This is a genomic window from Kitasatospora sp. NPDC002522 (genome assembly GCF_053595195.1).
This window is the reverse complement of the sequence record NZ_JBSFXE010000019.1, coordinates 81,861-108,705: the sequence shown is the minus strand read 5'-3', so window position 1 is coordinate 108,705 and position 26,845 is coordinate 81,861. Positions and strand designations below refer to the sequence as shown.

Below are 26,845 nucleotides of genomic sequence, written 5' to 3'. Positions count from 1 at the left end.
GGCGTGATTCCGTCCGCTAGTTCGCGGAGTCGCGGGCCAGGGCGACCAGGCGGGAGACCGCGCGGAGGTACTTCTTGCGGTAGCCGCCGCGGAGCATCTCCTCGGTGAAGACGCGGTCGAACGGGACGCCGGAGGCGGTGATCGGCAGTTCGCGGTCGTACATCCGGTCGGCCAGCACCACCAGGCGCAGGGCGGTGGACTGGTCGTCGACCTGGTGCACGCCGCGCAGGAAGACCGCCTGGACGTCGTCCAGCAGCGCGCCGTAGCGGCTGGGGTGGACCTCCTTCAGGTGCTCCAGCAGGGCGTCGAAGTCGGCCAGCGCGGCGCCCGGCGCGGCCGCGGCGCGGGCGGTCACCTCGGCGTCGGTGTACGGCGGCGGGGCGTCGGGCAGGCCGCGGTGGCGGTAGTCCTGGCCGTCGATCCGGACCGGGCGGAAGTGCGCGGACAGGCCCTGGATCTCGCGCATGAAGTCGGCGGCGGCGAACCGGCCCTCGCCGAGCTTCTCCGGCAGCGTGTTGGAGGTGGCGCAGAGCTTGACGCCGTTCTCCACCAGCTTGCCGAGCAGGGTGGAGACCAGCACGGTGTCGCCCGGGTCGTCCAGCTCGAACTCGTCGATGCAGAGCAGGCGGTGCGAGCTGAGGGTGCGCACCGCGCCCTGGAAGGTGAGCGCGCCGACCAGGTTGGTCAGTTCGACGAAGGTGCCGAAGGCCTTCGGGCCGGGGACGGCGTGCCAGAGCGAGGCGAGCAGGTGGGTCTTGCCGACGCCGTAGCCGCCGTCCAGGTAGATCCCGGCGGGGCCGCTCGGCGCCGGTGCGGAGCGGCGGAACCAGCCGCGCCGGGGCGGCTCGGAGGCGTGGTTGAGCCCGGCGGCGAAGGACTCCAGGACCTGGACGGCCTCGTACTGGCTGGGCTGCGTCGGGTCCGGCAGGTAGCTCCCGAAGCTGACGTCCGCGAACCGCGGCGGCGGCACCATCTCGGCCACCAGCCGCTCGGCCGGTACCACCGGACGCCGCTCGGTCAGGGCTATCGCGGTGTGGACGTCGGATTCCGAAGTAGCTGCAGACACGAGACAACAGGGTACGCCGGGCCGGACACGCCCGGGACTGGCGGGTGTCCAAGGACACACGCCGGGGCCGACCGGACGGCGGGTTCCTGCCAGACTCGAACCATGGAGCAACTGATCGGCCGGACCCCCGGCACCCCCGGTTCGCTGGAGTGGCTGGCCCAGGCGTACGCGTACCCGGAGCAGGGGTCGTGGCTGCGGGCCAACATGGTGACCTCGCTGGACGGGGCGGCGCGGCTTGACGGACTGTCAGAGGGGCTCTCCAGCGAGGCCGACAAGCGGATCTTCGGCGTGCTGCGGGCGCTGTGCGACGTGGTGCTGGTGGGCGCGGAGACGGTGCGCGCGGAGGGGTACCGGCCGGGGCGGGCCCGCAAGGACTTCGCCGAGCGGCGGGCCGCGGCCGGGCAGGCGCCGGCCCCGGTGATCGCGGTGGTCACCCGCAGCCTGCGGCTCGACCTGGACGCGCCGTTGTTCACCGAGCCGCTGGTGCCCACCGTGGTCGTCACCGTCGAGGACGCCCCCGCCGGCCGGCTCGCGCAGGCCGCCCGGCGCGCCGAGGTGATCACCGCGGGAACCGGCTCGGTGGACCTCGCGCTGGCGGTGGCGGCGCTCACCGAGCGTGGCTGGCGGCGGCAGCTCACCGAGGGCGGTCCGCACCTGCTGGGCCAGCTCGCGGCGGCCGGGCTGCTGGACGAACTGTGCCTCTCGGTGGCGCCGTTGGTGACCGCGGGTGATTCACCGAGGATTGTGAACGGTCCGCAAATTCCCGACGCGCAGCGGATGCGGCTGGTCTCATTGATCGAGGAGAAAGGTTTCCTCTTTACCCGCTATCTGCGCCCGACCGATCCGGACCCGTCCCCGCGCGACCAGGCTCGCACGTGATCCAAGTGGCGCGTGTGCAGCGTGAGGAATCCTTCCTCCGGGCACTATGAAGGAAGGATGAGGGACACCGGACCCGGGGGCCCGCACCAGCGAAGGGACTCACGTGTTCAAGACCGTACTGATGATCGAAAAGGCGCTCTCCGACGCCGACGTGGAGCTGGTCACCACGCTGCACGGCGAGGAGAAGGTCTCCTTCGTCGTCCTGATGCAACCGCGCGGCAAGCAGGACGAGTTGCTGCGCGCCCTGGACGACGTGGCCCTCGGCCATCTGGACAAGGCGGTGCACGAGCACGACGACGAGGTGGGCAACGGCCCCACTCTTGCGGGGGAATCGCTCGAGCACAGCCTGCGGCACCTGCACCGGGCCGGCGCGGAGGCGGTCGGCGAGGTGGTCGAGGAGCACCCGCTGGTCCGGCTGCGCGAGGTGGTCGAGGAGAACAAGGCCGACGAGGTGCTGGTGCTGACCTCCCCGCACTTCGTGGAGGAGTTCTTCCACCGCGACTGGGCCTCCCGGGCCCGGCACGAGGTCGGCGTCCCGGTGCTGAAGCTGTTCGCCAGCGACTCCTGACCCCGCCCGCCTTTAGGGCAGAATCGTCCCGTCGTTCGGTGTGCGCGCACACCGGACGGCGGGACGACCCCCTCCCCACCCGCCTCCCACCGCCAGTACGGAGCACGCCTTGAACGACGCCGCCCACGACCTGCACGCCCCGCACTTCATCGGCATCGGCGGCGCCGGCATGTCCGGACTGGCGAAGATCCTCGCGGTGCGCGGCGCCACCGTCTCGGGCAGCGACGCCAAGGAGTCGGAGACCGTCCGGGCGCTGCGCGAGCTGGGCGCCACGGTGTTCGTCGGGCACGCGGCCGAGCACCTGCCGGCCGGCACCAGCAGCGTGGTGGTCTCCAGCGCGATCCGCGCGGACAACCCGGAGCTGGTGGCGGCCCATGAGCGCGGCATCCCGGTGGTGCACCGCTCGGACGCGCTGGCCGCGCTGATGGGCGGCCGCCGGGCGCTGGCGGTGGCGGGCACCCACGGCAAGACCACCACCACCTCGATGCTGGCGGTCAGCCTGGGCGAGCTGGGCCTGGAGCCCTCCTACGCGATCGGCGGCGACCTGGACGCGCCGGGCTCCAACGCGCACCACGGGGCGGGCGAGATCTTCGTCGCGGAGGCCGACGAGAGCGACCGCAGCTTCCACAAGTACGCGCCCGAGGTGGCGATCGTGCTGAACGTGGAGCTCGACCACCACGCCAACTACGCGTCGATGGACGAGATCTACGAGTCCTTCGAGACCTTCGTGCACCGGATCACCCCCGGCGGCACGCTGGTGGTCTCCGCCGACCACGAGGGCGCCCGCGAGCTGACCCGCCGGGTGGCCGGGCGCGCGGGCCTGAACGTGGTGACGGTCGGCGCCGCCGAGGACGCCGACGTGCGGGTGCTGGAGGTCGCGCCGCGCGGGATGACCAGCGAGGTCACCGTCGAGCTCGGCGGCGAGCGGCTGACCTTCACCGTCTCGGTGCCCGGCCGGCACTACGCGCACAACGCGGTGGCCGCGCTGGCCGCCGGCGTCGCGCTGGGCGTCCCGGCCGACGGTCTGGCCAAGGCGCTGGGCGCGTACACCGGGGTGCGGCGGCGGCTGCAGCTGAAGGGCGAGGCGCAGGGCGTGCAGGTGATCGACTCCTACGCGCACCACCCGACCGAGATGGCCGCCGACCTGGAGGCGATCCGCGAGGCGGCCGGCCCCGGCCGGGTGCTGGTGGTCTTCCAGCCGCACCTGTTCAGCCGGACCCAGCAGCTCGCCGAGGAGATGGGCGCGGCGCTGGCGCTGGCCGACTCCTCCGTGGTGCTGGACATCTACCCGGCCCGCGAGGACCCGATCCCCGGCGTCACCAGCGAGCTGATCATCGACGCGGCCGGCCGCGCGGGCGCCGAGGTGCGGGCCGAGCACGACTTCGCCGCCGCCCCGGCCGTGCTGGCCTCGCTGGCCCGCCCCGGCGACCTGGTGCTGACCATGGGCGCGGGCGACGTGACCAACCTGGGCCCGGAAATTCTGGCCGCGCTCGCCGACGTTGCACCTGCTGTCTGAAACCCGCCTGCACGGGGAGAGTGCCGTGAGCTACGAGATCCAGAAGTCCGACGCCGAGTGGCGCGCCGAGCTGTCGCCCGAGGAGTACCACGTCCTCCGGGAGGCGGGCACCGAGCGGCCGTTCGTCGGCGAGTACACCGACACCAAGACGGTCGGGGTGTACAGCTGCCGGGCGTGCGGCGCGGAGCTGTTCAGCAGCGAGACCAAGTTCGACTCGCACTGCGGGTGGCCGAGCTACTTCGCGCCGCTGGCCGGTGACTCGGTGGAGTACCTGGAGGACACCAGCCTGGGCATGCGCCGGGTCGAGGTGCGCTGCAAGAAGTGCGGCAGCCACCTGGGGCACGTCTTCGAGGGCGAGGGCTACGACACGCCCACCGACCAGAGGTACTGCATCAACTCGATCTCGCTGAAGCTGAAGCCCGCCGAGTAGACCGCGCGGACGCCCGCCCCGTGAAAGACTGATGATCTTTCGATCGGTCGGACGGTGTGGGGCGGGCGTGGCGCGGCGGCGGTCATCCGGGGTGTGGTCGGTACTGGCGGAGGTGCAGCACGAGCAGCACCAACGCGCGGAGGCGCAGCGGCGGGAGGCGGCGGCGCGCCAGCGCGAGTACGAACGGGCCCAGCGGGAGGCGCAGCGGGCCGCCGCCCGCGGTGAGCGCGAGGCGCTGAAGGCCTACCAGCAGCAGCGGGACGCCGACGCCGCCCGCCGCACGGCCGAACTCGACCAGCGCGTCACCGAGTTGCGCGGCGTCCTGGCCACCGGCCTGGCCGGGCCCGGGTTCTCGCTGAGCGGCCTGGCGGGCGGCGTCGCGGCCGCGATCCCGCCGTTCGACCCGGGCCCGCTGGGTACCCCGGTGCCGATGCCCGATCAGAACTGGTACCTGGTGCCGCCGTTGACCGGCCCGCAGGCCTACCAGCCGGCTGCCCGCCGGCACTGGGACGAGCAGGCGGCGCAGGCCCGGGCCCGGTTCGAGCACGACTGGCAGGCCGCGTGGGCCGCCGAGCAGCAGCGGCAACGTCAACTCGCCGACTACCGCGTCCAGTTCGACGCCTGGGCGGCCGAGCGCCGACGGCTGGTCGCCGGGCAGTCCGCGCAGGCGGCGCAACTCGCCGCGCGGGTCGGGTCCGGCGAGGCCGCCGCGGTCACCGAACTCTTCGAGACGGTGCTGGACTGGCGGGAGGACTGGCCGGACGGCTTCCCCACCGAAGGCGAGGTCTCCTGGGACGGAGCCGCCCGCCGGCTGACCGTCGGCTGGGAGCTGCCGCCGTACGAGACGGTGCCGGCGGTCGGCCGCTACCGGTACGTCCGGACCGACGACCGCGAGCAGGAGGTGGCCCGGTCCGCCGCCGAACGCAAGTCGCTGTACCGGGAGGTGCTGGCCCAGTGCGCACTGCGCGTGCTGGCGGAACTCTTCCGGGCCGACGAGAGCGGGCTGGTGGCGTCGATCGCGCTCAACGGCACCGTGACCGCGGTCGATCCGGCCACCGGGCTGGAGGTGCGGCGCTGCCTGCTGGCAGTGGAGGCCGGGCGGGCCGCGTTCGACCGGGTCGCGCTAGACCGGGTCGCGGCCGTGGACTGCCTGGTCGACGCCCTGGGCGGACGGCTGTCGGCGCGGCCGGAGAAGGCCGAGGCGGTGGCGCCCGTCGCCGCTCCGGCGCCGGTCGCGGTCGACGAGGACGGGCCGGACCTGTTCACCATGGACCCGATCGCGTTCGAGGAACTGCTCGCCGAGCTGTTCCGCCGCCGCGGCTTCCGCACCAGTACCACCGCGCGCAGCGGTGACGAGGGCGTGGACGTGCTCGCCGAGGACCCGGACCCGATCACCGGCGGGAAGATCGTCATCCAGGCCAAGCGCTACCGGCACACCGTCTCCCCCACCGCCGTCCGCGACCTGGACGCCACCATGCGCAGCCACGGCGCCAACCGCGGCATCCTGGTCACCACTTCCGGCTTCGGGCCGGGCTCCCGCAGGTTCGCCGAGGGACGCCCGCTCACCCTGGTGGACGGGCCGACGCTGCTCACGCTGCTCCGCGAACACGGCCTGCCGGGGCGGCTGGGTCCGGCGGTTCCGGCTCAGCGGCCCGCGCCCCCGTCCGGCCCGGCGCGCGACCGCGGGGCTTTGGACGCCCGCGAGTTGACGCCAGGTCAGAACGCGCCGCTGCCCGCCGCCGACCTGCAGGTGGAGTTCCGGGCCGGCGGGGCCGACGCCGACCTCACGCTGCTGCTGCTCGGCGCGGACGGCCGGGTCCGCGGCGACGACGACTTCGTCTTCTACCACCAGCCGACCGCCGAGCGCGGCGCAGTCACCCTCGACCCCGAGCAGCGCACCGCGACCGTCCGCACCGCCCGGCTCCCCGCCGCCGTCCACCGGATCGCCCTCGCGGTCAACCTGGACGCCGACACCACCGCCACCTGCGCCGACCTCACCGACCCCGCCGTCCACCTCTCCTCCGGCCCCACCCGCTGGGTCTTCCACCCGCCCGCCGACCCCGCGATCTCCGCCATGCTGATCGCCGAGCTGTACCGCCACCCCGCCGACGGCTGGAAGCTCCGCGCCCTCGGCCAGGGCTACGCGGACGGGCTGGCGGGGCTGGCCCGCGCGCACGGGGTCGAGGTGGAGTAGGCGACCGGGTCGTAGGGTGGCGACCGAAGGGCTGGACGACGGGGAGGGGCGGACCATGGCCGGGGAGTTCGACACGCACGAGCGGCGGATGTGGGCGGGTGCGGCGCAGGCCTACGCGGGGAGCTTCGCGGCCCTGTGCGGGGCGACCGCCGAGGCGCTGCTGGACGCGGCGGAGGTGGGCGCCGGGACGCGGGTGCTGGACGCCGGCACCGGACCGGGGACCGTCGCGGCGGCGGCGCTGCGCCGCGGCGCCGAGGTGGTCGCGGTGGACGCCGAGCCGAGCATGGTGGCGCTGGCGGCCGCGAACGCCCCGGGGGCGGAGGTCCGGCACGCGGTGCTTCCGGACTTCCCGTTCGCGGACGGCGCGTTCGACGCCGCGGTGGCCAACTTCGTGGTCAACCACGTGGAGGACCCGTGGGCGGCGCTGACCGAACTGCGCCGGGTGGTCCGGCCGGGCGGCCGGCTCGCGGTGACGGTCTGGCACGACACCGGCAACGAGGCGATGGCGCTGTTCAACCGGGCACTGGACGAGGTCGGGGTGCAACGCCCGGTCTACCCCGCCCCGTTGGCCTTCGCCCGGACCGCCGACGGCCTTCGCGGGCTGCTGGAGCAGACGGGGTGGGCCGGGGTGGCCAGCGGCGAGGTGGCCTGGACGCATCGGACCGATCCGGAGGTCTGGTGGTCCGGTCCGGCCGGCGGGGTGGCCAACATCGGCCTGGTGGTGACCGGGCAGCCGCCCGAGACGTACGTCCGGATCAAGTCCGCCTACGACCGGCTGGCGGCCGACCGGGCCGCGGAGGACGGCCTGCTCGGTCTGCCCGCCCTGGCGGTGCTGGCGTCCGGCCGGGCCTGAGTCCAGGGCGCCGGGGTCCGTCCCGCCCGCCGCTACGGCGCCGGGACCGGGGCGTCCCAGTCGATGCGGTGGTCGAACTTCCAGGCGGTGCGCGCCGGGGTCTCCAGGCGGGCGAAGAGCGGGAGCAGCGCGTCGCGGACCACCCGGCCGACCGGACCCGCGGCTTTGCCGCTGTTGGTGCGGTGCCCCTCCGCGATGACCTTCTCCACGCGGGCGCGGCGGACGCGCTCGTAGGCGGCGAAGGCCTGAGGGTACGGCAGGTCCCTGAGGGCGCGGGCGATTTCGACGGCGCTCTCCGCGGCCAGTGACGCGCCCTGGCCGGAGCTGGGCGAGGTGGCGTGCGCGGAGTCGCCGACCAGCACCATCCGGCCGCGGTGCCACCGCGGCACGTGCGGCAGGTCCTCCATCGGCCCGGCGAGGATCAGCTGTCCGGGCTCGGTGAGCCCCAGCAGTCGGAGTGCGGGCAGGTCGTCCCCCTCGAAGGCGGCGGCCAGCCGGCGCAGCCACTCCTCCTCGGGGGTCCGCCGGATCTCGTCCCCGTCCGCGTACGGGTGGGGCAGGTTGACGAACCAGACGCCGCTGCCGTCCGGGAAGGACTGCCAGCCGAGGAAGGCGCGGCTGCCGAAGGCCATGTACATCCGGTCCCCGGTGGGCGGCAGCGTCGCGCCCTCGACCCGCGCGCCGAAGCCGAGCATCCCGGAGTAGCGGGGCTGCGGCGCGGCCGGGTCGATCAGCCGGCGCACGGCGGACCGGATGCCGTCCGCCCCGACCAGGACGTCGGCCTCCGCGCTGACGCCGCCGTCGGCGAAGACGGCGCGGATGCCGGTGGGGCTCTCCTGAACGTCGACCAGCTGCCGCCCGTGGTGCACCGGGATGCCCGCGCCGGCGGTCAGGTCGTAGAGGCGCCGGTAGAGGTCGGCCCGCCAGCTGAACTGCATGGGCTGGCGGAACTCGGCGACCGTACGGCCGCGGTGGTTCTGCAGCACGATCGCGTTCATCGCCTCGCCGACCCGGTCCAGGCCGACCAGGCCCAGCGCGGCGCGCCCGTTGGGAGCGACGCTGAGCGCCCCGCCGACGCCGTCGGCGGTGTCGCGGTGGGACTCGTAGACGGTGGCCTCGATCCCGGCCCGGCGCAGCGCGAGCGCTGCGACCGGGCCGGCGATGCCGCCGCCCACGACGATCGCGGTGCGGATGGGGGTCTTCCCCGTCGTTGTCGTCATGAGTAGATAGTTGCAATGAAACTAGTCTCAGGTCAACTAGTTCGGTCGTGATCGGCGCGCACTAGACTCACGCCATGCGGAGTTCCCCCCTTGCGCTCACCGTCCTGTCGCTGCTGCACCTGCAGCCGCTGCACCCGTACGGGATCCAGCGGCTGATCAAGCAGTGGGGGAAGGACCAGGTCGTCAACGTCAGCCAGCGGGCGAGCCTGTACCGGACGATCGACCGGCTGCTCGAAGCGGGGTTGATCGCGGTCCGCGAGACCGGCCGCGACCAGCAGTACCCGGAGCGGACGGTCTACGAGCTGACGGACGCCGGGCGGGCGGCCACCCGGGAGTGGCTGCAGGAGATGCTCGCCGCGCCCAGGGCGGAGTACCCGGAGTTCCCGGCGGCGCTGTCGTTCACGATGATGCTGCTGCCGCAGGAGGCGGAGCAGGTGCTGGCCAGGCGGGCGGAGACGGTCCGCGAGGCGCTGGCCCGCCTCGAAGCCGTCGGCGAGCAGTACCCCCTGCCGCGGGTCACCATGCTGGAGGACGAGTACCGCCGGGCGATGCTCGCGGCGGAACTCGGCTGGCTCGACGGCGTCCTCACCGATCTGCGCTCGGGCGCGCTGAGTTGGGACTTCGAGACCCTCGCCGCCCTCGCGGCGGCCAGTTCCTGACGGAGCGACGGCCGCCGCCGGAGGGCGGCCTTACCAGCCGTCAGAGCGACCGGGTGTGCTTCCACTCCTCGGCGCATTGGCGGTAGCCCAGCCAGTCGTTGATGGCGAGCATCGGGGCGTTGGTGCCGTCGTTCTGGGTGTAGGCGGCGGTGAGGCCCCGGGCGCGGGCGCGGTGCAGTGAGTCGGTCTTGGCGAGCTTGGCCAGGCCGCGGCCGCGGTGGGCGGAGCGGGTGGCGGTGAACGAGGACCAGTAGGCGCCTCGGCCGTCGGTCTGGGCCGCGGAGAACGCGGCCGGTTCGCCGTCCACCAGGGCGACGGTGGTCAGGGCGTAGTCGAGGTCGGGGCGCTGCCAGATCTCGGTGAGCCAACTGTCGTAGCTCTGGTCGTCGAGGTCGAGGTCGCCGGGTTCGGCGCGGGTGCCGTCGATGTCGACCAGGTAGACGGGGTACGGGTCGTCCAGGTAGTCCGCGGCGGTGCGCAGTTCGACACCCGGTGGGACCGGCGGGACGGGGCGCAGCGGGAGGGTCAGGTCGAGCGCGGAGAACTGGGCGCGGCGGCCGCGCCGGTAGCCGCGGGCGGCGGCGAAGCCGAGCGCCTCGGGGGTGCCGTCGGCCCAGCCGTGCGCGTCGGTGCAGCCCTGGGCGGCGAGTTCGCGCTCGGCGGCGGTGAGCAGGGCGGTGCCGAGGCCGGCGCCGCGGAGCTCGGGGAGCACGGTGACGTTCAGGAAGGCCTGGCCCGGGGTGGTGCTCTCGATCACCGGGCCGAACCTGGCGGTGCCCGCCACCCGGCCGTCGACCTCGGCGACCAGGACGTGGAAGTGCGGCAGTCCGGCCTGCCAGGCGGTGGTCCCGGGGGTGGTGACCAGGTGCGGGCGGCCGGCCCGGTAGGCGTCGGCGGCGCCTTCGGCGTCGGAGGGTCGGAACGGGCGGATGCTGAACGGCTGCGAAGTCATAGGCATGTCACGTTAGTCAGCCGTTCGCCGGATCGCCGCTGAATTTCCCCCCACCGCCGCGGCGCGAGTTCAGTCCCGGTGAAAGCTCAAGTTCAGCTCTGAGATTGCCGTGCGCCGCTTGGCACCGGGCCTCCGCGGACACACCCTCGTCATCGGGGGAACGGGGCGGTTCGGTCGGCCCGTGGGAAAGGGGGACGGAAATGGATCTCGGAACAATTCCCCGGCTCGGGGTGGGCGTCGGCTGGCGCACCGAAATCGACACCGCGGTCGAGCGGCTGCCCGGCCTGGACTGGGTCGAGGTGGTGGCGGAGAACGTCTGCGCCGGCCACCTGCCGCCCTCGCTGCGGCTGCTGCTGGAGCGCGGCGTGACGGTCGTCCCGCACGGCGTCTCGCTCGGCCTCGGCGGCGCCGACGAACCCGACCCGGCCCGGCTGGCCCGGCTCGCGGAGGTCGCCGCGGCGGTCGGCGCGCCGCTGGTCAGCGAGCACCTGGCGTTCGTCCGGGCCGGCGGGCTGGAGGCCGGGCACCTGCTGCCGGTGCCGCGTACCCGGGACGCGCTGCGCGTGGTCGCCGCCAATGTGCGGATCGCCCAGCAGGAGCTGCCGGTGCCGCTCGCGCTGGAGAACATCGCCGCCCATCTCGCCTGGCCCGAGGACGAGTTGACGGAGGCCCAGTTCCTCGCCGAGCTGGTCGAGCGGACCGGCGTCCGGCTGCTGGTCGACGTGGCCAACCTGCACACCAACCAGGTCAACCTGGGCGTCGCCGCGACCGCCGAACTCGACCGGCTGCCGCTGGAGGCGCTCGCCTACGTGCACGTCGCCGGCGGGATCGAACGCGACGGCGTCTGGCACGACACCCACGCCCACCCGGTCACCGCGCCGGTGCTCGACGTGCTGGCCGCCCTCTGCGCGCGGGTCGACCCGCCCGGGGTGCTGCTGGAGCGCGACGACCGGTTCCCGCCGCCCGCCGAACTCGCGGGCGAACTCGACGCCATCCGCCGGGTCCACCAGGCCGCCCGGCAGCCCGAGGAGGCACCCGCCCATGTCTGAACGCGACGAGTACCTGATCCGCGACCGCGCCGAGGCCGAACGCGCCCTCACCGAACTCGCCGCCGCCCGCAGGCGCCTGGCGCTCCGTCAGGGCGAGCTGCTGACCGCCCTGACGGTCGGCGGACCGGCCCCGACCGGCTTCCGCCCGGAGCAGCTGCGGATCCAGGCCGACGGCCTGCTGGCCAAGCGCCGGGAGACCGTCGGCCACCTGATGCCGGAACTCCCGGAGCTGCTCGGCACCGAGTTCGCACCGCTGTTCCGCCGCTACGCCCACGCCCACCCGCTCACCGGCGGCTACCGCGCCGACGCCCGGCAGTTCGCCGCCTGGGCCCTCGACCACGCCCCGGCCGCCCCCTGGCGCACCGAACTGCGCCGCCTGCTCCACCCCTCCGGCAGCCGGTGGAGCCGCCTGCTGCCCCGCCGCACCGCCAGGACGCACGGCTAGCCGTCCCGCGCCGGCCCCGGCCGGCCGCGGGACCACACGAAAGGACAACGGGGGTATGTGGCACCACCAGTTCGTCATCGCTCTGCTCCTCACCACGGCGGCCGTGGCGATCGCCGCGGTCGCCGCGGCCCGCAGCCGCCGGGTCACCGACGTCCAGGGCCTGCCCGGACGCGGACTCCCGCTGCTGGACGCGGCCTTCCTGGCCGGCGGCCCACTCCGGGTCGTCGACACCGCACTGGTCCGGATGGAACGCGAGGGCCGCGCGGTGATCTCCCGCGCCCACCGCGTCACGGTCACCGACCCGGCCCCGCGCGACGAGGTCGAGGCCGCGCTGATCACCGCCGCCGGCGGTCGCGCCGGCCGCAACCTCGCCGTCCTGCGGGTCTCGCTCGTCAAGGCCCCGGCGATCCAGCAGATCGGCGACCGGCTGGCCGCCCGCGGACTGCTCCGCAACCCGGCCGCCCTGCGCGCCGCCTGGCGGGCCCGCCGCCTCGTGCTGCTCGCCCTGCTCGCCACCCTCGGCCTCGGCATCGCCGCCACGGTCGGCTGGCTGGACCTGCCACTGGCCGAACGGGACGCCACCACACCGCCGTTCTTCGCCTTCGGCGCCCTGCTGGTGGTCACCGTGATCTACCTGGTCGTCGGCCGCCCCGCGAAGCGCCGGATCACCCCGGCCGGCGAACGCCAGCTCCAACTCCTCCAGGACGGCGGCCCCTGGCGGCCGCACGACCTCGACCCGGCCGTCGCCGCGCTGCTCGGCGGCGTCGCCCTCGGCGGCGCGCTCACCCTCGCCGCGGAGGAGCTCCGGCCACTGCGCGAAGCCCTCGGCGGGCGGCTCACCGGCGGGACGATGAACTCCTCCGGAATCGACACCGAGGGCTACACGACGGTCGGGGTGATCGACTCCTCGCCCGGCAGCTGGTGCGGGACGAGCAGCTCCTGCGGCTCGTCCTCGACCTCCTGCGGCTCCTCGTCCAGCTCCTGCGGGTCGTCGTCCAGCTCCTGCGGGTCGTCGTCCAGCTCCTGCGGGTCGTCGTCCTCGTGCGGGTCGTCGTCCAGTTCGTGCGGGTCCTCGAGCTGCGGCGGATCGAGCTGCGGCGGCGGTTCCTGAACGGTTCCTGAGTCACAGTTCGGTATCGCGAACCGGGGATTCGTTCCTTTGCGGCACGGGGCGGGACTAGAACAAAACCCATGTGGGTGCTGCTCCTGATCCCGTCCTGTGCCGCCGCCGTGCTGACCTGCCTGCGGCTGGTACGGGTCGCCGCGATCGCGGACTCGCTCACCGGGCACCTGCCCGTCCCCGCCGAACCCACCGGGATCGGCCTCTTCGAGACCGCCTACCTGGCCGGCGGCCCCGGCCGGGTGGTCGAACTGGCCCTGGTCCGGATGGCCGGCCGGGGCCGGCTGCACCTCGCGCACACCGGCTGGACCACCGTGGTCGACCCGCAGGGCCGCAGCCGCCTGGAACGCGCCCTGATCAGCGCGATCGGCCCCGAGGGCCAGTGCCGCACCGCCGCACTCAAGTCCGCGCTGGCCGTCGACCCCACCGTCCACGACATCGCCGACCGGCTCGCCCTCGCCGGGCTGGCCACGCCCGCGATCGTCCGCGACCGCGCGCTGCTGGCGATCCGTCACGTCCGTTACGCGCTGCTCGGCACCGCCGCGCTGCTGGTCCTCTCGGTCCTGCTCAGCGCCCCCGACGGTGGCACCGCCCGCGCCGCGGTCGCCTGGTTCGCGCTGCCGCTGGTGCTCACCGGCGGCACGCTCCTGATGGCCCGCGTCGACGTCCACGCCTACACCGCCTGGGCCACCCCCACCGGCCAGGCCGTCCTCCGCACCGTCCCGCACACCTGCACCACCGAGGACACCGAGCACGACCTCCTCACCGCCGTGGCCATCAGCGGCCCGGACGCGGTGACGGACCCTCGACTCAGGGCTGCGCTCGGCGACTGACGCAAGGTTGCACTATCCAGGGGCTCGGGGAACTGCGAGGCGAGTGGCTGGCGGTCTCGGTCCGGCTGTGCGTCTCGGAGACCTCCATGCGCCCGGACCTCGCAGCGCCCCGGAGCCCTCGCCGCCACACGCCCCCGCCGTTCCCGGGCCCCTGAAGGGGCCCGAAGGGCCTAGTACAGGCCCGCGATCAGGTCGCCGACAGGCTTGCGGCGGCCCGTGAAGAACGGGACCTCCTCGCGGACGTGGAGGCGGGCGCGGGAGGGGCGCAGGTCTCGCATCAGGTCGACGATGCGGTGCAGTTCGTCGGCCTCGAAGGCCAGCAGCCACTCGTAGTCGCCGAGGGCGAAGGAGGCGACGGTGTTGGCGCGCACGTCGGGGTAGCCGCGGGCCATCATGCCGTGCTCGGCGAGCATCGCCCGGCGCTCCTCGTCGGGGAGCAGGTACCACTCGTAGGAGCGGACGAAGGGGTAGACGCAGACGTACTCGCGGGGGTGCTCGTCGGCGAGGAAGGCCGGGATGTGGGACTTGTTGAACTCGGCGGGGCGGTGCAGCGCCATGTTCGACCAGACCGGCTCCAGCTGGCGACCGAGGGCGGTGCGGCGGAAGCGGTTGTAGGCCTCCTGGAGGTCGTCCGAGTTCTCGGCGTGCCACCAGATCATCAGGTCGGCGTCGGCGCGCAGGCCGGAGACGTCGTAGGTGCCGCGGATGGTGACGTCCTTGGCGTTGAGCTGCTCGAAGAGGTCGTCCACCTCGGCGGCCAGCGCGGTGCGGTCCTCGGGGAGGCCGCCCTTGAGCTTGAACACCGACCACATGGTGTAGCGGATCACCTGGTTGAGGTCGCGGGCCTTCTTCTTCACGGGCTGCTCAGTGGTCTCAGTCATGTGCCCATTGTCCCTTCGGTACGGGGGGTGTCGGTGCTCGGGGTCTTGCTGGTCCTGCCGGTCTCGGCGGCGGCGCGGCGGGCGCCGGCGATCACCGCGGGGATGCCGACGCCGTCGTAGGCGGCGCCGCAGACGGCGATCGGGCCGAGGTCCGCGAGGTGGCGGCGGATCCGGTCGACCCGGTCGAGGTGGCCGACGGGGTACTGCGGGAGTCCGTCGGTCCAGCGGGTGACGGTGTGGTCGTACGGGGTGGCGCGCAGGCCGACGGCGGTGTGCAGGTCGGCGAGCGAGCGGTCGACGAGTTCCCGGTCGGGGAGTCCCAGCGCGGCGTCCTCGCGGTGGCGGCCGAGCGAGGTGCGCAGCAGGAAGGTGTCGGGGGCGGAACGCTCCAGCCAGCCCCACTTGTTGGTGGAGAAGGTGGAGGCCTTGATGGCGCGGCGGTCGACCGGGGGGACCAGGAAGCCGCTGCCGGTGAGCGGGCTGTCGGCGAGGTCGGCGCGCCGGAAGGCGAGGGTGACCAGGGCCATCGAGGCGTACTCGATCTGCCGGAGCTCGGCCGCCGCGGCGGGGGCGTCGGCGCCGAGCAGCCGGGCGGCGTGCGGGGCGGGGACGGCCAGGACCACGGCGTCGGCGTGCAGTTCGCGGCCGGCGCCGGCGATCCGCCAGCCGTCGGGGGTGCGGCGCAGTTCCTCGACGGGGTGGTCGGTGCGCAGGTCGACGCCGTGGTCGCGGCAGTAGGCGGCGATCGCGTCGGGGAGGGTGCCGAGGCCGCCCCGCAGGCCCTGGAAGACCGGGCCGGTGGCGGTGGAGCCCGCGCTGAGCTTGCCGATCGCCTCGGTCAACGAGCCGCCCTGCTGGGCGAGTCGGAGCAGTTGCGGGACGGCGGCGCGGATCGAGATGTCGTCGGCGTGGCCGGCGTACACCCCGCCGAGCAGCGGTTCGACCAGCCGGTCGACGACCTCGCGGCCGAGCCGGGCCGCGACGTACGCGCCGACCGTGGCGTCCTCGCCGATCTCCGCGGGCTGCTCGTGTTCGGCGCGGTCCAGGCCCTCGGGGGTGAGGACGCCGGAGGCGCGCAGCGCGTCGAGGTCGCCGGGGACGCCCATCAACTGGCCGCCGGGCAGCGGACGCAGGCCCTCGCGGGTCCAGATCGCCGCCTTGGCGGTGGTGGGCGGCTCCAGCCGGTCGCCGAGGCCGACCAGTTCGGCCAGCTCGACCGCTTCGGGGCGGCGGGCCAGCATCGACTCGGCGCCGAGGTCGACCCGGACCCCGCCGACCTCGCCGCCGCGGAGCTTGCCGCCGAAGCGTTCGGACGCCTCCAGCACGGTCACCCGCACCGGTTCGGCACTGAGGAAGGCGGCCGCGGCCAGGCCCGCGACGCCGCCGCCGATCACCACGATCTCGGGTTTCGCCATGCCTGCAGTCTCGCAGTCTTTACCCCGCTGACCGGCATCGCCCGCCTGCCGGCGGTAGCGGCCCGAGACCGAGGTGTTGCCTCGGCGTGATCGAGCCGGGACCGGGCGGGCGGGTCCGGTCCGCCGGTCGGCACGTCCAACTCCCGTAGGGGACGGGCACGGAGCCCGTTCCGGGTGAACGGGGAGGGACACCATGGGAGTACGGGTGAACAGAGCCGCTGCCGCGGCCGCGGTGGCGGCGGTCCTGCTGGTGGGGGGCTGCAGCGCGTCGTCGGACAGCTCCTCCGCGATGTCGGACAAGCGCTCGCTGGCGGGCCCGGCAGCGGCCGGGGACGCGGCCAAGCCGGCCGCCGCGGCCACCCCGGGCGGCGGGACGGCGGCGTCCGCGGCGCCCGGGGCGGTGGCGCCGACGAACCGTCAGATCGCCTACCGGGCGCAGCTGACGGTGCGGGTGGACGCGGTGGACCCGGCCCGCCGGAAGGCGGTCGACCTGGTCACCCAGGCGGGCGGCTTCGTCGCCGCGGACAACCTGCGCGGCGGTTCCGGGGACGCCCAGCAGGCGGCGCTGACGCTGAAGGTGCCGTCGGAGGCGTACCAGCGGACGCTGGACGCGCTCGGCGGGCTGGGCAAGCAGCTGGACCTGGACAGCCAGGCGGAGGACCTGACCCAGCAGGTCGCCGACGTGGACAGCCGGGTGAAGTCGATGCGCGCCAGCGTCGACCGGGTGCGGGCGCTGATGGCGGACGCCAAGTCGCTCGCCGAAGTGGTGTCGCTGGAGGGCGAGTTGACCCGGCGCGAGGCGGACCTGGAGTCGCTGCTGAGGCAGCAGCAGGAGCTGTCCGCCCGCACCTCGATGTCCACCGTCACGCTCACCCTGGTGACGGAGTACCACCCCGCGGAGCCGCAGTCCGCGCCCGAGCGCGGCTTCTGGGGATCGGTCGGCCATGCGCTCGGCGGCGGCTGGCACGCCCTGGTCTCGGTGGTGCGTGCCCTGCTGATGGCCGTTGCGGCCCTGCTGCCGTTCCTGCTGGTGCTGGTCCCGCTCGGCTGGGTGCTGTGGCGCCGCCTGCGCCGGAACTCCACCGGCCGCCCGCGGCCCACCCCGGCCGAGTGGACCGGGGAGACCGCGGAGGCCGAGGACGCCACGGAGACCGACGAGGCTGCGGAGCAGCGGCAGGACTAGGGCCTGTCTTCACACTGCCGTCGCAGCCCCGCGTCGTCTGGTGCCTGCTCTCGGCGTGCCGGGCGGAAGTCCTCGTACTGGGTGTACTTGGGCTTTCGCCCGGTGCGGCGAGAGTGCGTGCTTGGGGGCACCTCCCAGCCCCCCTTGGGGCTGGGGGAGCGGCGTGGGGCAGACGGGAGTGTGAAGACAGGCCCTAGGGACCGGGGCTACCGGGCGCTGGCCTCGTGGACGAAGGCGACCAGGCGGGTCAGCGCGTCGGGGTCCATGGTCGGCATCACGCCGTGCCCGAGGTTGAAGATGTGGCCGCTGCCGCCGAGCGCCTGGGCGGCGTGCAGCACCTCGCGGGCCTTGGTCTCCACCACGTGGGTGGGGGCGTAGAGGACCGCGGGGTCGAGGTTGCCCTGGAGTCCCTTGCCGGGGCCGACCCGGTCGGCGGCGACGTTCAGCGGGACCCGCCAGTCGACGCCGACGATGTCGGCGCCGGCCTGGCCCATCAGGCCGAGCAGTTCGCCGGTGTTCACGCCGAAGTGGATCCGCGGCACCTGGTAGGGCGCGACCGCGTCGAACACCTTGGTGCTGGCGGGCAGCACCGAGCGGCGGTACTCGTCGGGGGCGAGCGCGCCCGCCCAGGAGTCGAAGAGCTGGATCGCCGAGGCGCCCGCCTCGATCTGGATCTTCAGGAAGGCGGAGGTGATGTCCGCGAGGCGGTCGACCAGCTCGGCCCACAGCTCGGGCTCGCCGTACATCATCGCCTTGGTGTTCTCGTACGAGCGCGAGGGGCCGCCCTCGACCAGGTAGCTGGCCAGCGTGAACGGGGCGCCGGCGAAGCCGATCAGCGGGGTGGCGCCGAGCTCGGCGACCAGCAGGCCGACCGCCTCGGTGATGTACGGCATGTCGTCGGGCTCCAGCGGGCGCAGCCGCTGGAGGTCGGCGCGGGTGCGGATCGGGTCGGCGATCACCGGTCCGACGCCGGCCTTGATGTCGACGTCGATGCCGACCGCCTTCAGCGGCACGACGATGTCGGAGAAGAAGATCGCCGCGTCCACCTTGTGCCGGCGCACCGGCTGCAGGGTGATCTCCTTGACCAGCTCGGGCCGCATGCAGGACTCGAGCATGGGGATGCCCTCGCGCACCTTCAGGTACTCGGGGAGCGAGCGGCCGGCCTGGCGCATGAACCACACCGGGGTGTGCGGCACCGGCTCGTGGCGGGCGGCGCGCAGGAAGACGGAGTCGTACGCGGCGCCGCGGGGCCGCTGACCGGACGGGGCTGCGGGGATGCTCTCACTCACGGGCGCCATCCTCGCACGGGCGGCGACGGCCGTGGGGCGGGGACCTCGGCCGCTCCGGCGGAATCCGGCCCGGTGTCGAACAGGCGGACCGGGGAGGCAAATCGGGCACCCCGGCAGGTTCCGCCCCGCACCCGTCGCGGCCTGCGCGATTTTCGGCACGCCGGAGGGACGAAAGTGCTCGGCTTGCGGCCCCGGGCCACCTAGGCTTCCGGACATGGCAGCGGTCGGCGGGCAATCCGCACAGGGTGGAGGAACGGGCAGGGAGTCGGCGCCGATCGAGTTCCGCGACGCGGTCGAGGCGCTGACCGGGGCGCGGCTGCGCCCCGAGGTACGGCTGTCCCAGCAGCCCGCCCCCCGTCGGCTGGCGCCGTACGCCGTCGCCCTCTCGGCGACCGTCGAGGTGGACGGCGAGGAACTCGCCGACGGCACCCTGGTGCTGCTGCACGACCCGTCCGCGCCGGAGGCGTGGAGCGGCGACTTCCGGGTGGTCACCATGTCCCGGGCCGAGTTGGAACCCGAGATGGCGGGCGACCCGGTGCTCTCCGAGGTCGGCTGGACCTGGCTGCTGGACGCGCTGCAGGCGCACTCCGCCGGGTACGCCGAGCCGAGCGGCACGGTGACGCGGTGTCACTCGCAGTACTTCGGCGGCCTGGCCGAGCGCGGCGCGTCCACCGAGATCGAGCTGCGGGCGTCCTGGACGCCGGCCGACCGCCGGTTCGATCGCCACCTGGCGGCCTGGGTCGACCTGCTGTGCGTCTGCGCCGGGCTGCCGCCGACCGCGGCCGCGCCGTTGGCCGAGTCCGGCTCGCTCGGCGGGGTGGTCCCGATGCCGGCCCGCCGCCGGCCGCGCAACTCGCACTGAGGCCCGTTCCGCACCGACCCGTCGTCAGGGCCCGCCGACACCCCCGGGGGACATCACCGTTCGCCGCGCGGCACGCCACCCGCACGACTGACGGAGTGTGACTTCGTATGCGCTCCCAGTCAACTACCCGCCCGCTTGCGATCGTTGTGGCGCAAATGCCGATCGAATCTGTGCGAATTCCGGGCATGTCGTACCGGTCATCTGCGCGATTTGTCCGTATTGTTACTCACCAGATCGTGATCACTCGCTAAAGCCGGGCACGGTTGATGCCGAAGGTGTCAGTGACCCTTTCCACACGCGGAACACTCCGACCGCCCCCTCGGGGTTCCGTCCGCCACTCCCCCGCAGGAGGTCTCGGTGTCGGTCCTTCTTGAGCACCCCGCAAACGTGGTCGCCTACCGCCCGACGAAGCCCACCGCGATGGTGGTCATCGCTGATCCCCGGGTCCGGAACACGGTCACCCGCCACCTATGGGCGCTCGGTGTCCGCGACGTCATCGAGGTCTCCTCGATCGCCGAGGCCCGCCCCCGGATCACCACCCCGCGCGACATCTGCATCGCCGACGTCCACCTCCCCGACGGCTCCGGCCTGACCATCCTGGCCGAGACCCGCGCCGCGGGCTGGCCGAACGGCCTGGCGCTGTCCGCGGCGGACGACATCGGCGCGGTCCGCTCCGCGCTGGCCGGCGGCGTCAAGGGCTACGTGGTGACCGGGACCCGCACCAACGTGGCGCTGCCCGGCCGTCCCGGCATGCCGCTCGGCGCGGCGGGCCTGGCCGGGCGGATGCGCCGTCCCGGCATGCCCGGCCACCACCACCAGGGCGCGCCCGGCCAGCCCGGCGCCGCCCCCGGTGCGCCCGGTGCCCCCGGCGCCCAGCCCTCCGCCTACCGCGAGCTGTCCGGCCGCGAGGTCGAGGTGCTCCGCCTGGTCGCCGAGGGCCAGTCCAACAAGGCGATCGGCGTGGCGATGGGCCTGTCCGCGCTCACCGTGAAGAGCCACCTGGCCCGGATCGCCCGCAAGCTCGGCACCGGGGACCGGGCCGGCATGGTCGCGGTGGCGCTGCGCACCGGCATCATCCACTGACGCCCGCATCGTCCCTGGTGGCGGCCCGGAGGAACGTTTCCTCCGGGCCGCCGTCGCATCCGCTTCGCTGACGGTCCGTCAACGGCCCGCCACCGCGCGCGACTCTCCCGACCCCGTGGACGGCCGGAAACGGCCCGCCAACCACAGCTGGCATATGTCCGAACGCGGTCCGACCAGTCAGACAACACTCCCGGCGGCGAGCAACGACGTACCCTTGGGGGGTGACCGACGCCGTAGCCGCCATCCCCGAAGAGACCGCCCCGGTTCCGCTGCTCGAACCCCGGGACGGGCTCCCACCGGTGGTGTCCGACGAGGCCGCCCTCGCCGAGACCGTCGCCGCCTTCCGCTCCGGCACCGGCCCGGTCGCCGTCGACGCCGAACGCGCCTCCGGGTACCGCTACGGCCAGCGCGCGTACCTCATCCAGCTGCGCCGCGAGGGCGCCGGGACGGCGCTGATCGACCCGATCGCCTGCCCCGACCTCTCCGAGCTGAACGACGCGCTCGCCGACACCGAGTGGGTGGTGCACGCCGCCACCCAGGACCTCCCGTGCCTGGCCGAGGTCGGCATGAAGCCGTCGCTGCTCTTCGACACCGAACTCGCCGGCCGGCTGGCCGGCTTCCCCCGGGTCGGCCTCGGCCCGATGACCGAGAGCGTGCTCGGCCTCTCGCTCGCCAAGGAGCACTCGGCGGTCGACTGGTCCACCCGCCCGCTGCCCGAGCCGTGGCTGCGCTACGCCGCCCTCGACGTCGAGGTGCTGGTCGACCTGCGCGACGCGCTGGAGCGCGAACTCGACGGCCAGGGCAAGCTCGACTGGGCCCGCCAGGAGTTCGCCGCGCTCGCCGACGCGCCCCGCCCCGCCCCCCGGGTCGACCCCTGGCGCCGCACCTCCCAGCTGCACAAGGTCCGTCGCCGCCGCCAGCTCGCCGCCGTCCGCGAACTCTGGCTCACCCGCGACCGGATCGCCCGCGAACGCGACGTCTCCCCCGGCCGCGTGCTGCCCGACGCCGCCATCGTCAACGCCGCGCTCGCGATGCCCGCCGGCGCCCCCGCGCTGCTCGCCGTCCAGGGCTTCGGCCCGCGGGTGAACCGGCGTCAGGTGGAGCAGTGGCTGGCCGCGATCGAGCGGGCCCGCGAGTTGCCGGAGGCGACGCTGCCGCCCGCCACCGCCCCGCACGACGGCCCGCCGCCGCCGCGCGCCTGGGCCGAGAAGGACCCGGTCGCCGCCGCCCGCCTCACCGGGGCCCGCGCCGCCGTCACCGCGCTCGCCGAGGAGCACCACCTGCCCGCGGAGAACCTGATCACCCCCGACCTGGTCCGCCGCGTCTCCTGGGAACCGCCCGCCCCCGCGGACGCCCCCGCCATCGCCGCCGCGCTGCGCGCGATGGGAGCCCGCACGTGGCAGACCGAGCTGGTCGCCCCGGCCCTCGCCGAGGCGTTCGAGGCTGCGGCCGAGTAGCCGCCGGGGGCTCGGGGAACCCCGCGGAGCGGCAGGCTCCGACCGGGCGACGGGCGCGGCGCACGTGACGGCCCTCACGGTGCTTGCTCCCCGTTGTTACTCACGGGTAGATTGGCGGAGCAGCAGCAGCGCCGCGCGCATCTGCGCACATCGCCATGTCCCCCTGGGAGGAGAGCCCCCGTGCCTCGTACCGCGAGGGACGTCGTCTTCGTCGACGGCGTCCGCACCCCGTTCGGCAAGGCAGGCCCGAAGGGCATCTACCACGAGACGCGCGCCGACGACCTGGTCGTCAAGTGCATCCGCGAGCTCGTGCGCCGCAACCCGAACCTGCCCGTCGAGCGCATCGGCGAGGTCGCCATCGCCGCGACCACGCAGATCGGCGACCAGGGCCTGACCATCGGCCGCACCGCCGCGCTGCTCTCGGGTCTGCCGAAGTCCGTCCCGGGCTACGCGATCGACCGGATGTGCGCCGGCGCGATGACCGCCGTCACCACCACCGCGGGCGGCATCGCCTTCGGCGCGTACGACATCGTCGTCGCCGGTGGCGTCGAGCACATGGGCCGCCACCCGATGGGCGAGGGCGTCGACCCGAACCCGCGCTTCGTCTCGGAGAAGCTGGTCGACGAGTCCGCACTGTTCATGGGCATGACCGCGGAGAACCTGCACGACCGCTTCCCGCACATCACCAAGGAGCGCTGCGACGCGTACGCGGTGCGCTCGCAGGAGAAGGCCGCCAAGGCGTACGCCAACGGCGACATCCAGCCGGACCTGGTGCCGATCGCGGTGCGCAACACCAACCCGGACGCCGGTGAGACGGGCTGGGGCCTGTCGACCACCGACGAGCCGATGCGCCCGGGCACCACGATGGAGTCGCTGGCCGGTCTGAAGACCCCGTTCCGCCCGCACGGCAACATCACCGCCGGCAACGCGGCCGGTCTGAACGACGGCGCCACCGCCTCGCTGCTCGCGGCCGAGGACGTCGCCGAGGAGCTCGGCCTGCCGGTCAAGATGCGCCTGGTCTCGTACGCCTACGTCGGCGTCGAGCCCGAGGTGATGGGCATCGGCCCCGTCCCGGCGACCGAGAAGGCGCTGGCCAAGGCCGGTCTGACCATCGACGACATCCAGGCCTTCGAGATCAACGAGGCCTTCGCCGTCCAGGTCCTGGCCATGCTGGACCACTTCGGCATCGCCGACGACGACGAGCGGGTCAACCCGTACGGCGGCGCGATCGCGTTCGGCCACCCGCTGGCCTCCTCGGGCGTGCGCCTGATGAACCAGCTGGCCCGCCGCTTCGAGCAGCGCCCCGACGTCCGCTACGGCCTGACCTCCATGTGCATCGGTTTCGGCATGGGCGCCACGGTCATCTGGGAGAACCCGCACTTCGAGGGTGGTAAGTGACCATGAGCACCACTGAGCTGCTGAAGCGCGCCGCCGAACTGTTCCCCGGCGAGGTCGTCACCACCGCGCACGTGCGTCACCTGGACCTGCCGCTGCAGGCCGGCAAGCTGGCGCTGATCACCCTGGACAACGGCTTCGACCACACCAAGCCGACCACCTTCGGCCCGGGCTCGCTGGCCAAGCTCTCCGAGGCCCTCGACCAGGTCGAGGCGGAGGCCGCCGAGGGCAAGGTCGTCGCGGTCGCCATCACCGGCAAGCCGTTCATCTTCGCGGTCGGCGCCGACCTCAAGGGCGTCGAGGTGCTCAAGGAGCACTCCGACGCGCTGGCCATCGGCAAGGGCGGCCACGACGTCTTCAAGCGGATCGCCGCGCTGCCCGTCCCCACCTTCGCGTTCTACAACGGCGCGGCGATGGGCGGCGGCGTCGAGGTCGGCCTGCACGCCACCTACCGCACCGTCAGCTCGGGCGTCCCGGCGTTCTCGCTGCCCGAGGTCTTCCTCGGCCTGGTGCCCGGCTGGGGCGGCTGCACCCTGCTGCCGAACCTGATCGGCCCGGCGAAGGCCGTCAAGGTCATCGTCGAGAACTCGATGGCGCAGAACAAGCAGCTCAAGGGCGCGGAGGTGTTCGAGCTCGGCATCGCGGACGCGATCTTCGAGCCGGCCGACTTCCTGGAGCAGTCGATCCTGTGGGCCGCCAAGGTCCTCAAGGGCGAGGTCGTCGTCGAGCGCGAGGAGATCGACCGCGGCAAGGCCTGGGACGACGCCGTCCTCTGGGGCCGCTGGGTCGCCGACGCCAAGGTGCACGGGGCCGCTCCGGCCGCGTACAAGGCGCTCGACATCATCCAGCAGGTCAAGGACCAGGACGTCCAGGCCGGCTTCGACGCCGAGGACGCGGCGCTGGCCGACCTCATCATGACCGGCGAGCTGCGCAGCGGCCTGTACGCCTTCAACCTGGTGCAGCGCCGGGCCAAGAAGCCGTTCGGCGCGCCGGACAAGTCGCTGGCCCGCCCGGTCACCAAGGTCGGCGTGGTCGGCGCCGGCCTGATGGCCTCCCAGCTGGCGCTGCTGTTCGCCCGCCGCCTCGAGGTGCCGGTGGTCCTCACCGACATCGACCAGGAGCGCATCGACAAGGGCGTGGGCTACGTCCACGGCGAGATCGACAAGCTGCTCGGCAAGGGCCGGATCGGCAAGGACAAGGCCAACAAGCTCAAGGGCCTGGTCTCCGGACACCTCGACAAGGCCGTCGCCTTCGGTGACGCCGACTTCGTGATCGAGGCCGTCTTCGAGGAGATGGGCGTCAAGCAGAAGGTGTTCGCGGAGCTGGAGGCGGTGGTCTCGCCGACCACCATCCTGGCCACCAACACCTCCTCGCTGTCCGTCACCGAGATGGCGTCCAAGCTCCAGCACCCGGAGCGCGTGGTCGGCTTCCACTTCTTCAACCCGGTCGCGATCCTCCCGCTGCTGGAGATCGTCCGCGCGGAGAAGACCGACGACGCCTCGCTGGCCACCGCCTTCGGTGTCGCCAAGAAGCTGAAGAAGACCGCGGTCCTCACCAAGGACGCCCCGGCGTTCGTGGTCAACCGCATCCTCACCCGCTTCATGGGCGAGATCCAGAACATCATCGACGAGGGCACCCCGTTCGAGACCGTCGAGGCCGCGGTGAAGCCGCTCGGCCTGCCGATGTCCCCGATCGCGCTGCTCGAACTGGTCGGCCCGGCGATCGCCCTGCACGTCTCCGAGACCCTGCACGGTGCCTTCCCCGACCGCTTCACCGTCTCCGAGAACCTCGCCAAGGTCGTCCAGGCCGGCAAGCGCGGCTTCTACATCTGGCAGGACGGCGCCCAGGTCCTCGACCCCGAGGTCCTCGCCATCCTCTCCTTCGGCGACTCCGTCCTGACGGAGGACCAGGTCCGCGCCCGCGCCCTGGAGGCCGTCGCGCAGGAGATCGGCCTGATGCTCGACGAGGGCGTCGTCGGCGAGGCGCAGGACATCGACCTGTGCATGATCACCGGCGCCGGCTGGCCCTTCCACCTCGGCGGCATCACCCCGTACCTCGACCGCGAGGGCGTCTCCGAGCGCGTCACCGGCAAGAAGTTCCTGGCCCCCGGCCTGGCTTCGGTCCCCGCCTGACGCACCGCCACACCACCGCCGCCGGGCGGCACTCCTCCTTCGGGACGAGGTGCCGCCCGGCGGCGTTTCCGGCTCAGGGCGCGAACACCATCTCCGGGAAGCGCGGCGACGGCCCGTCCAGCAGGTGGTCGTCGCGGCCGCGCAGCCAGCGGTCGAAGAAGGCGGCGACGTAGCTGCGGGTGGCCGCCTCCGCGCGCTCGGGCCGGATGTCGCCGATGTCCGCGGCGCGCTGCTCCGCGGTGAGCGCACCCTGGCGGGCGAGCTGCGGCAGCAGGGACTCCGCGTCGGTGTACGAGCCGTGCCGGGAGCCGGTCAGCGTGAAGTCTGCGTGCCAGCCGGTGCTGTGCCGCCAGAGCGCGTCCCAGCCGGGCTGGCGGTGGTAGTCGCCGGAGTCGTCCTCCCCGGTGCCGAGCAGCAGGAACGGCCGGTCCAGGCCGTCCTCGGCGACGCTCGGCAGGAAGACGCCGGTGTGGCCGTCGGGGCCGGGGAAGTGCAGTTGGCCGTCGAGGTTGACGCCGGCCGTGATCCGCGGGTCGTCGTGCATGGCCTGCAGCGCGGCGAAGCCGCCCGCCGAGTGGCCGACCATGCCGACCCGGCCGAGGTCGAGGGCGCCGGCCAGGCCGGCCGGCAGGCCGGGTCGGGAGCCGAGGCGGGCGAGCTCGTCGAGCACGGTGCGGGTGTCCGCGACCCGGGCGGCCAGCGCCTTGCGCAGCACGGCGCCGATGTCCAGGTCGGGCCGGCCGAGCATGCCGGGGAGCACCGAGGCGGCCAGGCCGCCGTCGGGGAAGGAGACTTCGGACGCGTCGTAGGTGTGGTCGACGGTGACCACCACGAAGCCGCGCGAGGCGAGGTCCTCGACCAGGGCGGTCCCCCAGCTGCGCGGGTCGCCGAGTCCGGGCGAGTACAGCACCACCGGGCGCGCTCCGCCCGGTCGTACCGGGGCGTCCGGGCGGGCGTGGGTGGCGATGCCCGCCCAGTCGGTACTGCCCGGCGACACGCCGTAGTTGAGCAGGCCGACGCCGTCCGGCCCGCCGAAGTGGGCGCCGGCGGCGTCCGTCATGTAGGGGGCCCGACCCCCCGCCGGGGCCGTGCGGTCGGCCGGGTACCAGATGCCGATCATCAGCTCGCGCGGCCGCCCGGGCTGCCAGGGGTCGTCCCGGCGGGCGTCCGTGACGGCCAGCGAGGTGGTCCCCACCGGGTACGGGCCGGTGGGTTGCGGCAGCCATGCCCGCGCCCGGTGCACCCCGGCGCCGCCGTCCGGCTGTGCGGCCGAGGCGCCGGGCACCCCCAGGCCCACAATCGCCGCCGCCAGGAGCACCGCCACCGTTCCGGCCCGCGCCCGCCCGCCCATGAGGTCCCTCCTC

At 73.9% G+C, this 26,845-nt stretch carries 22 protein-coding genes and 1 pseudogene; 16 read left to right on the top strand and 7 right to left on the bottom strand.

The genetic code is table 11. From position 1 onward, the window contains the following. Positions 1–16 precede the first annotated feature (16 nt). The gene (gene zapE, locus ACWD4U_RS18365; protein WP_363452738.1) at positions 17–1,066 is read right to left on the bottom strand and encodes a cell division protein ZapE; all 1,050 of its coding nucleotides are present in this window, start codon (positions 1,064–1,066) and stop codon (positions 17–19) included. A 102-nt stretch (positions 1,067–1,168) separates the two neighbouring features. Here zapE and ACWD4U_RS18360 point away from each other — a divergent pair, with 102 nt between their 5' ends. The 6 genes from ACWD4U_RS18360 (at position 1,169) to ACWD4U_RS18335 (ending at position 7,506) form a co-directional block, all read left to right on the top strand. Beyond that, positions 1,169–1,945: a pyrimidine reductase family protein gene (locus ACWD4U_RS18360; protein ID WP_363452740.1), complete on the top strand. Its 777-nt coding sequence runs from the start codon at positions 1,169–1,171 to the stop codon at positions 1,943–1,945. Positions 1,946–2,048: 103 nt separating this feature from the next. Next, entirely contained in the window at positions 2,049–2,513 is a 465-nt protein-coding gene (locus tag ACWD4U_RS18355) for an indole-3-glycerol phosphate synthase (RefSeq protein WP_363452742.1), read from the top strand. 109 nt (positions 2,514–2,622) lie between these two features. Then, a complete protein-coding gene (murC, locus tag ACWD4U_RS18350; RefSeq protein ID WP_363452744.1) occupies positions 2,623–4,029 on the top strand; it encodes a UDP-N-acetylmuramate--L-alanine ligase in 1,407 nt (468 codons plus the stop codon). A 25-nt stretch (positions 4,030–4,054) separates the two neighbouring features. Beyond that, the gene (gene msrB / locus ACWD4U_RS18345; RefSeq protein WP_363452746.1) at positions 4,055–4,459 is read left to right on the top strand and encodes a peptide-methionine (R)-S-oxide reductase MsrB; all 405 of its coding nucleotides are present in this window, start codon (positions 4,055–4,057) and stop codon (positions 4,457–4,459) included. Between the two features lie 112 nt (positions 4,460–4,571). Next, positions 4,572–6,653, top strand: coding sequence for a restriction endonuclease (locus tag ACWD4U_RS18340; RefSeq protein WP_363452748.1), 2,082 nt, complete (start codon positions 4,572–4,574; stop codon positions 6,651–6,653). Positions 6,654–6,669: 16 nt separating this feature from the next. Then, entirely contained in the window at positions 6,670–7,506 is an 837-nt protein-coding gene (locus tag ACWD4U_RS18335; protein WP_449787228.1) for a methyltransferase domain-containing protein, read from the top strand. A gap of 32 nt (positions 7,507–7,538) precedes the next feature. Here ACWD4U_RS18335 and ACWD4U_RS18330 read toward each other — a convergent pair whose 3' ends face one another. Beyond that, entirely contained in the window at positions 7,539–8,726 is a 1,188-nt protein-coding gene (locus ACWD4U_RS18330) for an FAD-dependent oxidoreductase (RefSeq protein ID WP_363452750.1), read from the bottom strand. Positions 8,727–8,800: 74 nt separating this feature from the next. On the opposite strand from ACWD4U_RS18330, the gene ACWD4U_RS18325 reads away from it, so the two are divergent. Further along, entirely contained in the window at positions 8,801–9,385 is a 585-nt protein-coding gene (locus ACWD4U_RS18325; protein ID WP_363452752.1) for a PadR family transcriptional regulator, read from the top strand. A 40-nt stretch (positions 9,386–9,425) separates the two neighbouring features. Here ACWD4U_RS18325 and ACWD4U_RS18320 read toward each other — a convergent pair whose 3' ends face one another. Beyond that, on the bottom strand, positions 9,426–10,337 hold the full coding sequence (locus ACWD4U_RS18320; RefSeq protein WP_363452754.1) for a GNAT family N-acetyltransferase: 912 nt from the start codon (positions 10,335–10,337) through the stop codon (positions 9,426–9,428). A 215-nt stretch (positions 10,338–10,552) separates the two neighbouring features. Between ACWD4U_RS18320 and ACWD4U_RS18315 the strand changes: the two are divergent. The 3 genes and pseudogenes from ACWD4U_RS18315 to ACWD4U_RS18305 all read left to right on the top strand — a co-directional run bounded on the left by ACWD4U_RS18315 (position 10,553) and on the right by ACWD4U_RS18305 (position 13,784). Continuing rightward, positions 10,553–11,831, top strand: a pseudogene (locus ACWD4U_RS18315) (DUF692 domain-containing protein). A 55-nt stretch (positions 11,832–11,886) separates the two neighbouring features. Further along, entirely contained in the window at positions 11,887–12,942 is a 1,056-nt protein-coding gene (locus ACWD4U_RS18310) for a TIGR04222 domain-containing membrane protein (RefSeq protein ID WP_363452756.1), read from the top strand. Between the two features lie 80 nt (positions 12,943–13,022). Further along, on the top strand, positions 13,023–13,784 hold the full coding sequence (locus tag ACWD4U_RS18305; protein WP_363452758.1) for a TIGR04222 domain-containing membrane protein: 762 nt from the start codon (positions 13,023–13,025) through the stop codon (positions 13,782–13,784). Positions 13,785–13,954: 170 nt separating this feature from the next. Here ACWD4U_RS18305 and hemQ read toward each other — a convergent pair whose 3' ends face one another. Further along, a complete protein-coding gene (gene hemQ / locus ACWD4U_RS18300; RefSeq protein ID WP_363452760.1) occupies positions 13,955–14,665 on the bottom strand; it encodes a hydrogen peroxide-dependent heme synthase in 711 nt (236 codons plus the stop codon). After that, the gene (gene hemG, locus ACWD4U_RS18295; RefSeq protein WP_363452762.1) at positions 14,662–16,080 is read right to left on the bottom strand and encodes a protoporphyrinogen oxidase; all 1,419 of its coding nucleotides are present in this window, start codon (positions 16,078–16,080) and stop codon (positions 14,662–14,664) included. The genes hemQ and hemG overlap by 4 nt, the downstream gene beginning before the upstream one ends. A gap of 205 nt (positions 16,081–16,285) precedes the next feature. On the opposite strand from hemG, the gene ACWD4U_RS18290 reads away from it, so the two are divergent. Beyond that, positions 16,286–17,263, top strand: coding sequence for a DUF4349 domain-containing protein (locus ACWD4U_RS18290; RefSeq protein WP_363452764.1), 978 nt, complete (start codon positions 16,286–16,288; stop codon positions 17,261–17,263). A 206-nt stretch (positions 17,264–17,469) separates the two neighbouring features. On the opposite strand, the gene hemE is transcribed toward ACWD4U_RS18290, so the two are convergent. Next, on the bottom strand, positions 17,470–18,561 hold the full coding sequence (gene hemE / locus ACWD4U_RS18285; RefSeq protein ID WP_449787227.1) for a uroporphyrinogen decarboxylase: 1,092 nt from the start codon (positions 18,559–18,561) through the stop codon (positions 17,470–17,472). A 205-nt stretch (positions 18,562–18,766) separates the two neighbouring features. Here hemE and ACWD4U_RS18280 point away from each other — a divergent pair, with 205 nt between their 5' ends. From ACWD4U_RS18280 to ACWD4U_RS18260, 5 genes are all read left to right on the top strand, one after another. Beyond that, a complete protein-coding gene (locus ACWD4U_RS18280) occupies positions 18,767–19,414 on the top strand; it encodes a DUF3000 domain-containing protein (RefSeq protein WP_363452768.1) in 648 nt (215 codons plus the stop codon). Between the two features lie 357 nt (positions 19,415–19,771). After that, positions 19,772–20,497 carry a response regulator transcription factor gene (locus ACWD4U_RS18275; RefSeq protein WP_363452770.1) on the top strand — a complete coding sequence of 242 codons (726 nt, stop codon included), beginning with the start codon at positions 19,772–19,774 and terminating at the stop codon, positions 20,495–20,497. Positions 20,498–20,718: 221 nt separating this feature from the next. After that, entirely contained in the window at positions 20,719–21,954 is a 1,236-nt protein-coding gene (locus ACWD4U_RS18270) for a ribonuclease D (protein WP_363452772.1), read from the top strand. A gap of 180 nt (positions 21,955–22,134) precedes the next feature. Then, entirely contained in the window at positions 22,135–23,352 is a 1,218-nt protein-coding gene (locus tag ACWD4U_RS18265; RefSeq protein WP_363452774.1) for a thiolase family protein, read from the top strand. 2 nt (positions 23,353–23,354) lie between these two features. After that, the gene (locus ACWD4U_RS18260; RefSeq protein ID WP_363452776.1) at positions 23,355–25,481 is read left to right on the top strand and encodes a 3-hydroxyacyl-CoA dehydrogenase NAD-binding domain-containing protein; all 2,127 of its coding nucleotides are present in this window, start codon (positions 23,355–23,357) and stop codon (positions 25,479–25,481) included. 73 nt (positions 25,482–25,554) lie between these two features. On the opposite strand, the gene ACWD4U_RS18255 is transcribed toward ACWD4U_RS18260, so the two are convergent. Further along, positions 25,555–26,832: an alpha/beta hydrolase family protein gene (locus ACWD4U_RS18255; protein WP_363452778.1), complete on the bottom strand. Its 1,278-nt coding sequence runs from the start codon at positions 26,830–26,832 to the stop codon at positions 25,555–25,557. Between the last annotated feature and the right edge of the window lie 13 nt (positions 26,833–26,845).

Bases quoted from the DNA above. Each gene is read 5' to 3' on its own strand.
- ACWD4U_RS18360 (WP_363452740.1), top strand. From the start codon at position 1,169: ATGGAGCAACTGATCGGCCGGACCCCCGGCACCCCCGGTTCGCTGGAG.
- ACWD4U_RS18330 (WP_363452750.1), bottom strand. From the start codon at position 8,726: ATGACGACAACGACGGGGAAGACCCCCATCCGCACCGCGATCGTCGTG.
- ACWD4U_RS18325 (WP_363452752.1), top strand. From the start codon at position 8,801: ATGCGGAGTTCCCCCCTTGCGCTCACCGTCCTGTCGCTGCTGCACCTG.
- ACWD4U_RS18320 (WP_363452754.1), bottom strand. From the start codon at position 10,337: ATGACTTCGCAGCCGTTCAGCATCCGCCCGTTCCGACCCTCCGACGCC.
- ACWD4U_RS18310 (WP_363452756.1), top strand. From the start codon at position 11,887: ATGTGGCACCACCAGTTCGTCATCGCTCTGCTCCTCACCACGGCGGCC.
- ACWD4U_RS18305 (WP_363452758.1), top strand. From the start codon at position 13,023: ATGTGGGTGCTGCTCCTGATCCCGTCCTGTGCCGCCGCCGTGCTGACC.
- hemQ (WP_363452760.1), bottom strand. From the start codon at position 14,665: ATGACTGAGACCACTGAGCAGCCCGTGAAGAAGAAGGCCCGCGACCTC.
- hemG (WP_363452762.1), bottom strand. From the start codon at position 16,080: ATGGCGAAACCCGAGATCGTGGTGATCGGCGGCGGCGTCGCGGGCCTG.
- hemE (WP_449787227.1), bottom strand. From the start codon at position 18,561: ATGGCGCCCGTGAGTGAGAGCATCCCCGCAGCCCCGTCCGGTCAGCGG.
- ACWD4U_RS18280 (WP_363452768.1), top strand. From the start codon at position 18,767: ATGGCAGCGGTCGGCGGGCAATCCGCACAGGGTGGAGGAACGGGCAGG.
- ACWD4U_RS18260 (WP_363452776.1), top strand. From the start codon at position 23,355: ATGAGCACCACTGAGCTGCTGAAGCGCGCCGCCGAACTGTTCCCCGGC.
- ACWD4U_RS18255 (WP_363452778.1), bottom strand. From the start codon at position 26,832: ATGGGCGGGCGGGCGCGGGCCGGAACGGTGGCGGTGCTCCTGGCGGCG.